Origin of the sequence: Duganella callida, assembly GCF_004614165.1 — a bacterium.
Classification (GTDB): domain Bacteria; phylum Pseudomonadota; class Gammaproteobacteria; order Burkholderiales; family Burkholderiaceae_D; genus Rugamonas; species Rugamonas callida.
The window spans coordinates 1-9,920 of record NZ_SPVG01000085.1 but is presented as its reverse complement, the minus strand read 5'-3'; the positions used below and the strand labels follow the sequence as shown (position 1 = coordinate 9,920).

Here is a 9,920-nt window from a genome sequence, read left to right as displayed (position 1 = left end):
GCCGGGATGGTCGCCTCGGCGGCGGCGACGGCCGGCGCATCGAGCGGCGCGTCCCATGGCGTCGACTCGGGCGCGAGGAAGGCGCGCTGCTCCTCGGAGGCATGGTCGCGGAACCAGCCGCGCGCCAGTTCGCGCGGCTCCATATTGCCCTGCAAGTCGAAATACATGGCCCACACCACCAGCAGCGTGTCGGCCGGCCGGCAGCCGCGCCAGGCCAGCGTCTGCACCACCGGGCCGGCTGAACTGGCGACGCCGCCGCCGGCCTGCGACAGCACCGAAATCTCGTACAGCGGCGCATCCGCGATCGCGTTGGCCATCTCGAACACCGTCATGGCCGCAAAGTCCAGCACCTGGAAGCCGGGGAAGACAAAAAATACGATCGCACGCCGCATGCCACTCTCCAAGATTGATCCGCTCCGATGCTAGCGCGTGCGCGGGCCGGCGCGCGATACGCCACATGCGGGAGCGGATAACCCATTTCGAGGGCTGGCGCGCGCGCGGCGCGCCTGCTAGGCCCCTCTTTCGGGGCGCCGCATGGCCTGAATTGCGTGTTTTATGTCCTGAACCGCGGCATACGCGCTCATATAATTTTTCCATTTCGTCCACAGGAGCACGCATGAAGACCCAAGACGCCGCCTGCCGCGCGCAGGGCAAGGAGCCGGCATGACGGACCGCCGCCTCTTCCTGAAATCCATGGCCGCCGCCGGCGGCGCCCTGCTGCTGCAGATCGCCATCCCGTCCGCCCGCGCGCGCGAAGCGGCGAGCTTCGAACCGAACGCCGTGGTGCGCATCGGCGCCGACGGCAAGGTGCACCTGACCATGCCGTACGTGGAAATGGGCCAGGGCACCTACACCTCCATTCCGATGCTGATCGCGGAAGAACTGGAGGTCGACCTCAAGGACGTGGTGCTGGAACACGCGCCGGCCGACGACAAGCGCTACATCAATCCGGCGCTGGGCTTCCAGGTGACGGGCGGTTCGACCACCATGCGCGCCGCCTGGATGCCGATGCGCCAGGCCGGCGCCGCCGCGCGCATGCTGCTGGTGCAGGCGGCGGCGCAGCAATGGCAGGTCGATCCCGCCAGCTGCCGCGCCGCGCACGGCGTGGTGACGCACACGCCTTCGGGCCGCCAGCTGCGCTACGGCGCGCTGGTGGAAGCCGCCGCGCGCCTGCCGCTGCCGGCGCCGGACAGCATCGTGCTGAAGCAGCCGGCCGACTTCCGCCTGATCGGCAAGGCCGCGCGCCGTCTCGACACGCCGGCCAAATTGAATGGCTCGGCGCAGTACGGCATCGACGTCCAGCTGCCCGGCATGAAGGTGGCCGCGCTGGCGATCGCGCCCGCTTACGGCGGCCGCCTGCTGGAGCTCGACACGGCCGCCGCGCTCAAGGTGCCCGGCGTGCGCCAGGTGGTGCGCCTGGACGATTGCGCCGCCGTGGTGGCGGACAACTACGGCGCGGCGCAGAAAGGCTTGTCGCTGCTGGCCCCGCAGTGGGACGACGGCCCGAACGCGCGGCTGTCCACCGCCGACATCGTCGCCGACATGGCGCAGGCGGCAAAAAAAGGCGCCGCCAAGGTACGCAGCGACGGCGCCCCGGAACAGGCACTGGCCGGCGCCAGCCGCGTGCTGGAAGCCACTTATGAATTGCCGTTCCTGGCGCACGCGCCGATGGAACCGATGAACTGCACGGTGCACGTGCAGGCCGACCGTTGCGACGTCTGGACCGGCACCCAGGTCATCACCCGGGCCCGCGCGGTGGCGGCCAAGGTCACCGGCCTGCCGGAAGAGAAAGTCACCGTGCATAACTTCCTGCTCGGCGGCGGTTTCGGCCGGCGCCTGGAAATCGACGGCGTCGAGCGCGCGGTACGTATCGCGCGCGAGGTCAAACACCCGGTCAAGGTGATCTACAGCCGCGAGGAGGACATCCAGCACGACATGTTCCGTCCCTACTTCTACGACCGCGTGCGCGCCGGCCTGGACGAACAGGGCATGCCGGTGGCGTGGTTCCATCATTTGACCGGCTCCTCGGTACTGGGCCGCTTCCTGCCGCCGGCCTTCAACAACGGCTTCGATCCCGAGACCGTCGACGGCGCCGATGCGCCACCCTACGCCTTCAAGGCGATCCAGGTCGACTACACGCGCCATGAGCCGCCGCACATCCCCACCGCGTTCTGGCGCGGCGTCGGCCCGACCCACAACGTGTTCGTGGTCGAAAGCTTCATCGACGAACTGGCGGCCGCCGCCAAGGCCGATCCGCTGCAATACCGCCTGGCCCTGCTGAAGCAGAACCCGCGCGCCGAACATGTGCTGAAGCTGGCCGCGCAGAAGGCCGGCTGGCAGGGCCCGCGCGACGGCGCCACCGGCCGCGGGCTGTCGGTGCAATTCGCCTTCGGCACCTACATGGCGATGGTGGTGGACGCCGCCATCGTCGACGGCGAAGTGCGCGTCAGCCGCGTGGTCAGCGCCGTGGACTGCGGCGTGCCGATCAATCCGGACACCATCCGGGCGCAGGTGGAAAGCGCCGTCATCTTCGGCATTTCCGGCGCGCTGTGGGGAGAAATCACTTTCAGGAACGGCCGCGTCGAGCAAAGCAATTTCCACGATTACCGCGTGCTGCGCATGCACGAGACGCCGCTGATCGAAACCCATATCGTCGCCAGCCACGAGGCGCCGGGCGGCATGGGCGAACCGGGCACCTCGGCGCTGATGCCGGCCCTGGCCAACGCGGTGTACGCCGCCACCGGCAAACGTATCCGCAAACTGCCGATCGCCACCTCGTTACAAGCAGCATAACCCAGCAGGAGCAAGAATTCATGATGACCCTACATATCAACGGCAAGCCACTCTCCGTGCAGGCCGAGCCGGACACCCCGCTGCTATGGGTGCTGCGCGACGAGCTGCACCTGTCCGGCACCAAGTTCGGCTGCGGCATGGCGCTGTGCGGCGCCTGCACCGTCCACCTCGACGGCCAGCCGACGCGCGCCTGCGTGATGCCGGTATCGGCGGCGGTCGGCAAGAAGATCACCACCATCGAGGCGATCGGGGCCACACCGGTCGGCCAGCGCGTGCAGCAGGCCTGGGCCGAGATCGACGTGCCGCAGTGCGGTTACTGCCAGTCCGGCCAGATCATGGCGGCCACCGCCCTGCTGCGCGCGATTCCCAAGCCGACCGACAAGGATATCGATCAGGCCATGTCCGGCAATATCTGCCGCTGCGGCACCTATCCGCGCATCCGCGCCGCGATCCACAAGGCGGCGGGGCAGGCATGAGGCGCGCCCTGTATCTGCTGCTGTGCGCCGCCGGCCTGGTCCAGGCCGCGCCCGCGCCCAAGGACGGCGCGCTGTTCGATCCGGTGGCCAGCGTGGTGATGTCGCCGCGCTGCATCAACTGCCATCAGGCCGAGGCGCCGCGCCAGAAGGATATCGGCGTGATCCACGCGCAGCAGGTGGTGCGCGGCAAGGACGGTCACGGCTCGGCCGTGCTGCACTGCGCCGCCTGCCACCAGGCCGGCAACACCGCGCAGGGCAAGGTGCCGGGCGCGCCGAACTGGCATCTGGCCCCGCTCAGCATGCGCTGGCAGGGGCTGGACAAGAAAGGCGTGTGCCAGCAGATGCGCGACCCGGCCCGCAACGGCAACCGCAAGACCGGCGAGCAGGTGATCGAGCACATGAAAACCGACCCGCTGGTGCTGTGGGCATGGAATCCCGGCGCCGGCCGCACGCTGCCGCCGATGTCGCACGAAGACTTTGTCAAGGCGCTGGAACAGTGGGCCGACGCCGGCCTGCCCTGCCCTCAATAACCAAGCAAGGAGTGATATGAACGCATTAATCGAACAGGCCATCGAGGCGCACGGCGGGCTGGAACGCTGGAAGAGTTTCAGCAAACTGAGCGCGCACCTGAGCCAGGGCGGCATCCTGTGGCCGCTGAAGGGCCACGGCGGCAAGCTGGATGAGGTGGAGGTCAGCATCGCCCTGCACCGGCAATCGACCTCGCACGCGCCGTTTGGCGCGCCGGGCCGCCGCACGGCGGTGACGCCGCAGCGCGCCGTGATCGAAACCGTCAGCGGCGAGGTGCTCGATGCGTTGGAGCAGCCGCGCGATTCGTTCGCCGGCTTCGGCCTGGAAACGCCGTGGAGCGAGGCGCAACTGGCCTATTTCGTCGGCTACGCCATGTGGAATTATCTGACCCTGCCCTTCGCCTTTGCCGAAAGCGGCTTCGGTTTCGAGGAATTGTCGCCGTGGCAGGAGAACGGCGAAACCTGGCGCCGCGTGCAGGTAAGCTACCCGGCCGGCATCGCCACCCACAGCCCGGTGCAAACCTTCTACTTCGCCGCGGACGGCAAGCTGCGCCGCCACGACTATGACGTCGACATCAACGGCGGCACGCCGGCGGTGCACTACTTCCACGACTACGGCACCTTCGACGGCATCAGCATGCCGACGCGCCATCTGATCTACGTGCGCGACGCCGACGGCGGACATCAGCCGGAACCGCTGGTGGTCTCCATCGTCGTCAGCGATATCCGCTTCAGCTGATCCCCGCCCCCCTGCCGCCCCGGCGGCGCCAGCCCCGGGCCGCCAGGCGCGCATCATTCGTGCTGGTTCCATTGATTCCCCTGCTGTGTCGACACGCAGCAGTCCAGGGCGCAAAACGCTTATTGATAAGCCGGTATAATCGGCTTGGGTTTATGCGGAGCGTTCATCAATGGAATATGAAAATTTCAATGACCTGCTGGCGTTCGTCACGGTCGCGCGCGAAGGCAGCTTCACCAACGCCGCCAGGAAGATGGGCGTGTCGCAGTCGGCGCTGAGCCACACCATCCGCGGCCTGGAGACGCGGCTCGGCATCCGCCTGCTGACGCGCACCACGCGCAGCGTCAGTCCCACCGAGGCCGGCGAACGCCTGCTGCGCACCGCCGCGCCGCGCTTCGACGAGATCACGCAGGAGCTGGCGTCCCTCAACGAGCTGCGCGACCGGCCGGCCGGCACCATCCGCATCACCGCCGCGGAACACGCGGCCAACCACGTGCTGTGGCCCAAGCTGGCGCCGGTGATGCACGACTACCCCGACGTCAAAATCGACATCAACATCGACTACAGCCTGACCGACATCGTCTCGCAGCGCTTCGACGCCGGCGTGCGGCTGGGCGACCAGGTGGACAAGGACATGATCGCCGTGCGCATCGGCGCCGACCTGCGCATGGCGGTGGTGGCGACGCCCGAATACTTCGCGCGCCATGCGCGGCCGCGCACGCCGCACGAGCTGCAGCAGCACCGCTGCATCAATCTGCGCCTGCCCACCCACGGCAATCTGCAGGTGTGGGAGTTCGAACGGGACGGTGTGGCGCTGAACGTGCGCGTGGACGGCCAATGGGTGTTCAACAACACCTCATCGCGTCTGCGCGCCGCGCTGGCCGGCTACGGCCTGGCCTACGTGCCGGAGGACATGGCGGAGGAACATCTGAAAGACGGCACGCTGGTGAGCGTGCTGCGCGAATGGTGCCCGAGCTTCCCGGGCTACCACCTGTACTATCCCAGCCGCCGACAGGCGTCGCCGGCGTTCTCGCTGGTGGTCGACGCGCTGAAGCTATGAGTCCGCGCAGCCGCGCCAGCCGCGCGGACGCCGCCGCCTAGATCGGCACGTTGCGCGTGGCCGCGCTGATCTGCTCGATCGGCACCTTGGGCGTGCGGTCGGCGTTCAGCAGGCCATTGGTCTCCTGGAAGGTGTCGGCGAACTGCGTGTAGCAGAAACCGCTGAACATGATGGTTTCGTTGACCACCTTCAGCAGCGCGCGGTAGCGCTCCAGATAGGTGGCGGCGTCGCCGGCGCGCGAATAGCCCCAGGTGTGGCCTTCCGGCGCGTTGGGGTCGTAGGCGATGCCGCCGAATTCGGTCAGCACGATCGGCTGGCCGCGGTGCGGGAAGCCGTCCAGCGTCAGGATGCGGCCGCCCGGACGACGCTGGTCGAACAGGGTGCGCACCTCGTCGGTGACGGCGTAGCGCTGGCGCACCTTGTCCGGATCGCCGTCGTAGTCGTGGATGCCGAGGATGTCGGTGGCCGACGCTTCCCAGCCATCGTTGCCGATCACCGGCCGCGTGCCGTCCAGCATGCGCGTCAGGTGGTACAAGGCTTCCACCGCGTTGCGGTGCGCCGCCAGCGCGGTCAGGTTGGGCACGCCCCACGATTCGTTGAACGGCACCCACACGATCACACATGGGTGGCTGTAGTCGCGTTCGATCGCCTCGGTCCATTCGGCGATCAGGCGCGTCATCGAGCGCGGGCTGAAGGCGTAGGCCGACGGCATCTCCTCCCACACCAGCAGGCCCAGGCGGTCGGCCCAGTACAGGTAGCGCGGGTCCTCGATCTTCTGGTGCTTGCGCACGCCGTTGAAGCCCATTTCCTTGGCCAGCTCGACGTCGCGCCGCAGCGCCGCGTCGGACGGCGCCGTCATCAGCGATTCCGGCCAGTAGCCCTGGTCCAGCACCAGCCGCAGGTGGTAGGGCCGGCCGTTCAGCATGAAGCGGTCGCGGCTGATCGCCACCGAACGCAGCGCCGTGTACGAGCGCACCCGGTCGACCACCTGCTCGCCGCGGTACAGCGTCAATTCGGCGTCCAGCAGCGTCGGCCGTTCCGGGCTCCACAGCAGGTCGTTGCGCGAGTCGTCGATGCCGGGGTCGGACAGCAGGATCTTGCGGTTGGCTTCCTGCCCCACCAGCAGGTAGCGGTCGGCGGCCAGCAGCACGCCGTCGTGCAGCAGCTTGACCTCGACCGACATCTGCGGACCGATGTCGCCGCCGGCCACCACCTCGCAGCCCATTTCGAAATGGTCGAACACCGGGGTCCAGCGCAGCGACTGGATGTAGGTGGCCGGCAGCGGCTCCAGCCATACGGTCTGCCAGATGCCGGTGGTGCGCGGATACCAGATCGAGTGCGGATGCAGCTGCCAGTCCTGCTTGCCGCGCGGCTTGTTGAGGTCGGCCGGATCGTCTTCCGCGCGCACGATCAGTTCCTGCTCGTCGCCGTCCACCAATGCGTCGGTGACGTCGGCGCGGAACGGCGTGTGGCCGCCGCGGTGCTGGGCCACCAGCACGCCGTTGAGCCACACCTTGGCGCGGTAGTCGACCGCGCCGAAGTGCAACATGGTGCGCGGGCCGCGCTGTTCCAGCGTGAACTTGCAGCGGTACCAGCAGATGGTGTGGAAGTTCTGGTCGCCCAGGCCGCTCGCATCGGACTCGGGGCAGAACGGCACCACGATGCGATCGGTCCACTTGATGTCGTCGCCGGGATGGCGGTAACGGCGCTCGTCGTCGAACGTGAAATCCCACACCCCGTTCAACGATTGCCAGGCATCGCGCTGCAGCTGCGGACGCGGATATTCAAACTGGACCATTGCTCTCCTCGCTTTGTAATCCGTGGATTGCGGATCGTAACAACGATTGCGGCGCCGTGCAGGCGCGCCCAATTCCGCGCGGAAAAATGTTGTAGCTCAACCGCGCACGATTGCTTAACCGTACGCACCGAAGATGTAAATCATTGTTAGGATAATTTTACGTTTTTGCAGAAGCCGCCTTTAGCGCCAGCGACCTCTGCCGTAGTTGGCAGGGGGCGCACCATCGCAGCATTGACCTGGTTTCATCATGTCTAATTCCGATTCGCCGCCACACATCGCGCCAGCGCCGCCGTTCGCCACCTTCTGGCAGGCCGGCTATGAAGGCGCCGACCACGTCAACCACGCCGGCCGCGCCCTCGACATGAACGCCGTCACCGGCCACCTGACGCGCAGCCGCGCGGATTACCAGTTGCTGCGCGAATTCGGCATCCGCACGGTGCGCGAGTCGGCCGGCTGGCGCCTGTGCGAACGCGACGGCCGCTTCGACTTCAGCATCCTCGAAAGCCGGCTGCAGGCCGCCCGCGAACTCGACCTGCAGATCTGCTGGACCTTCTGCCATTACGGCTGGCCGGATGACGTCGATGTCTACGGCGACGATTTTGTGCCGCGTTTTGTGCGCTACGCCACGGAACTGGCCAAATTTCTCGCGCCCTGGGTCGGGCCGACGCCGGTGTACTCGCCGATCAACGAAATCTCGTTCCAGAGCTGGGGGCTGTCGGTGCACATGTTCAAGTGCAAGAACATGCACGACCCGCGCGCGCACGACGAGGGCAAGCGCCAGCTGGTGCGCGCCAGCATCGCCGGCTGCGACGCCATCTGGCGCGTCACGCCGGGCGCGCGCATCCTGCAGTGCGATCCGCTGATCCACGTGATCGCGCCGCCCGACCGGCCCGACTGGGCGGCGCAGGCGGCCGGCTGGCGCGCCTCGCAGTTCGACGCCTGGGACATGCTGTGCGGCCGGCGCGAACCGGAACTGGGCGGCGCGCCGCGCTACCTCGACATCATCGGCGGCAACTACTACCACAGCAACCAGTGGGAAAGCGGCAGCAACCTGCGCCTGTGGTGGCACCTGGACGACCCGCGCCGCCAGCCGCTGTACCAGGCGCTGGTCGAACTCGAGGAGCGCTACCGGCGGCCGCTGCTGCTGGCCGAGACCAGCCACGTCGGCAGCGGCCGCGGGGTCTGGATCCGCCAGATGGCGGAGCAGGCGGCGCTGGCGGTACAGCACGGCGTCGACCTGCGCGGCGTCTGCCTGTATCCGGCGATCGACCGCCCGGACTGGGACCACGCCGAGCACTGGCACCGCAGCGGCCTGTGGGATGTCGACCTGCACAGCACGCCGCCGCTGGCGCGCGTGGCGGTGCCGCCGTACGCCACCGCGCTGCACCAGGCGATCCGCCTGACCAACCACCTCTGTCATTTACCAACCGAGCCACACCAAAGGGAGAGCGCAATGCAAACCATGATCGTTTTCTGTCACCTGCGCTGGGACTTCGTCTACCAGCGCCCGCAACACCTGCTGTCCCGCCTGGCCCAGCATTACCGTATCCTGTTCGTCGAGGAGCCGGTCTACCATGACGGCGCGGCCTACCTGAAGACCAGCACCCCGGCGCCCAACGTCACCGTGTATCAGCCGCACACGCCGGTGCAGGCGCCCGGCTTCCACGACGACCAGCTGGCGGTGCTGCAACCGCTGCTGGCCGAGCTGCCGGGCATCGACCAGCAACCGATCGTCTGGTTCTACACGCCGATGGCGCTGCCGCTGCTGCCGCCCAACGCCGGCCTGATCGTGTATGACTGCATGGACGAGCTGAGCGCGTTCAAGAACCCGCCCAAGCAGCTGCTGCAGCGCGAGACCGCGCTGCTGAAGACGGCCGACCTGGTGTTCACCGGCGGCCCCAGCCTGTATGAGGCCAAGCGCAACCGCCACGACAACGCCCACTGCTTCGCCAGCAGCGTCGACGCGGTGCACTTCCACCAGGCGCTCGACCGCAGCAACGGCCATCCGCTGCATGCCGACATTCCCCATCCGCGCCTCGGCTACTATGGCGTGATCGACGAGCGCTTCGACACCCAGCTGATCGCCGACCTGGCCGACGCCAATCCGGACTGGCAGCTGGTGATGGTGGGCCCGGTGGTCAAGATCGACCCGGCCGAACTGCCGCAGCGGGAAAACATCCATTACCTGGGCCAGCAATCGTACCAGGTGCTGCCGCAGTTCCTGGCTGGCTGGGACGTCTGCCTGATGCCGTTCGCGCTGAACGAGGCGACCCGCTACATCAGCCCGACCAAGGTGCTGGAATACATGGCAGCCGAGCTGCCGATCGTCAGCACCGCCATCCACGACGTGGAAAAACCGTACGGCGACATTGTCGCCATCGGCCACACGCACGAGGAATTCATCGCCGCCTGCGCCACCGCGCTGGCGATGGACGACGACCAGCGCGCCGCCATGGCGCGCCGCATGCGCGAGGTGGTGGCGCGCACCACCGGCAAGTTCGAGGACGAGGGCTGGCGCGTGCGCAAGGAC

General features: G+C 67.7%; 7 protein-coding genes and 1 pseudogene. 6 read left to right on the top strand and 2 right to left on the bottom strand.

Annotated elements, in window-relative coordinates:
- Positions 1-392: pseudogene (locus tag E4L98_RS30585) on the bottom strand (hypothetical protein); the annotation flags it as partial.
- Positions 393-663: 271 nt separating this feature from the next.
- Between E4L98_RS30585 and E4L98_RS08890 the strand changes: the two are divergent.
- From E4L98_RS08890 to E4L98_RS08870, 5 genes are all read left to right on the top strand, one after another.
- Complete coding sequence (locus E4L98_RS08890) at positions 664-2,793, top strand: xanthine dehydrogenase family protein molybdopterin-binding subunit (protein WP_135201201.1); 2,130 nt, start codon at positions 664-666, stop codon at positions 2,791-2,793.
- Positions 2,794-2,813: 20 nt separating this feature from the next.
- Complete coding sequence (locus E4L98_RS08885) at positions 2,814-3,269, top strand: (2Fe-2S)-binding protein (protein ID WP_135201200.1); 456 nt, start codon at positions 2,814-2,816, stop codon at positions 3,267-3,269.
- Positions 3,266-3,799: a hypothetical protein gene (locus tag E4L98_RS08880; RefSeq protein ID WP_205746693.1), complete on the top strand. Its 534-nt coding sequence runs from the start codon at positions 3,266-3,268 to the stop codon at positions 3,797-3,799. The genes E4L98_RS08885 and E4L98_RS08880 overlap by 4 nt, the downstream gene beginning before the upstream one ends.
- Positions 3,800-3,815: 16 nt before the next feature.
- Positions 3,816-4,535 carry a hypothetical protein gene (locus tag E4L98_RS08875; RefSeq protein ID WP_135201199.1) on the top strand — a complete coding sequence of 240 codons (720 nt, stop codon included), beginning with the start codon at positions 3,816-3,818 and terminating at the stop codon, positions 4,533-4,535.
- Between the two features lie 169 nt (positions 4,536-4,704).
- Positions 4,705-5,592 (top strand): LysR family transcriptional regulator, encoded by an 888-nt coding sequence (locus E4L98_RS08870; protein WP_135201198.1) that lies wholly within the window; start codon positions 4,705-4,707, stop codon positions 5,590-5,592.
- Positions 5,593-5,629: 37 nt separating this feature from the next.
- On the opposite strand, the gene E4L98_RS08865 is transcribed toward E4L98_RS08870, so the two are convergent.
- Positions 5,630-7,390, bottom strand: a complete 1,761-nt coding sequence (locus E4L98_RS08865; protein ID WP_135201197.1) for a glycoside hydrolase family 2 protein — start codon at positions 7,388-7,390, stop codon at positions 5,630-5,632.
- Positions 7,391-7,637: 247 nt separating this feature from the next.
- Between E4L98_RS08865 and E4L98_RS30580 the strand changes: the two genes are divergently transcribed.
- Positions 7,638-9,920 (top strand): glycosyltransferase (locus tag E4L98_RS30580; RefSeq protein ID WP_135201196.1); only part of this gene is annotated, 2,283 nt, incomplete at its 3' end.

What these genes read in the sequence shown, in the direction of transcription:
- E4L98_RS08880 (WP_205746693.1), top strand. Translation starts at nt 3,266, where the DNA reads ATGAGGCGCGCCCTGTATCTGCTGCTGTGCGCCGCCGGCCTGGTCCAG.
- E4L98_RS08865 (WP_135201197.1), bottom strand. Translation starts at nt 7,390, where the DNA reads ATGGTCCAGTTTGAATATCCGCGTCCGCAGCTGCAGCGCGATGCCTGG.
- E4L98_RS08885 (WP_135201200.1), top strand. Translation starts at nt 2,814, where the DNA reads ATGATGACCCTACATATCAACGGCAAGCCACTCTCCGTGCAGGCCGAG.
- E4L98_RS08870 (WP_135201198.1), top strand. Translation starts at nt 4,705, where the DNA reads ATGGAATATGAAAATTTCAATGACCTGCTGGCGTTCGTCACGGTCGCG.
- E4L98_RS08890 (WP_135201201.1), top strand. Translation starts at nt 664, where the DNA reads ATGACGGACCGCCGCCTCTTCCTGAAATCCATGGCCGCCGCCGGCGGC.
- E4L98_RS08875 (WP_135201199.1), top strand. Translation starts at nt 3,816, where the DNA reads ATGAACGCATTAATCGAACAGGCCATCGAGGCGCACGGCGGGCTGGAA.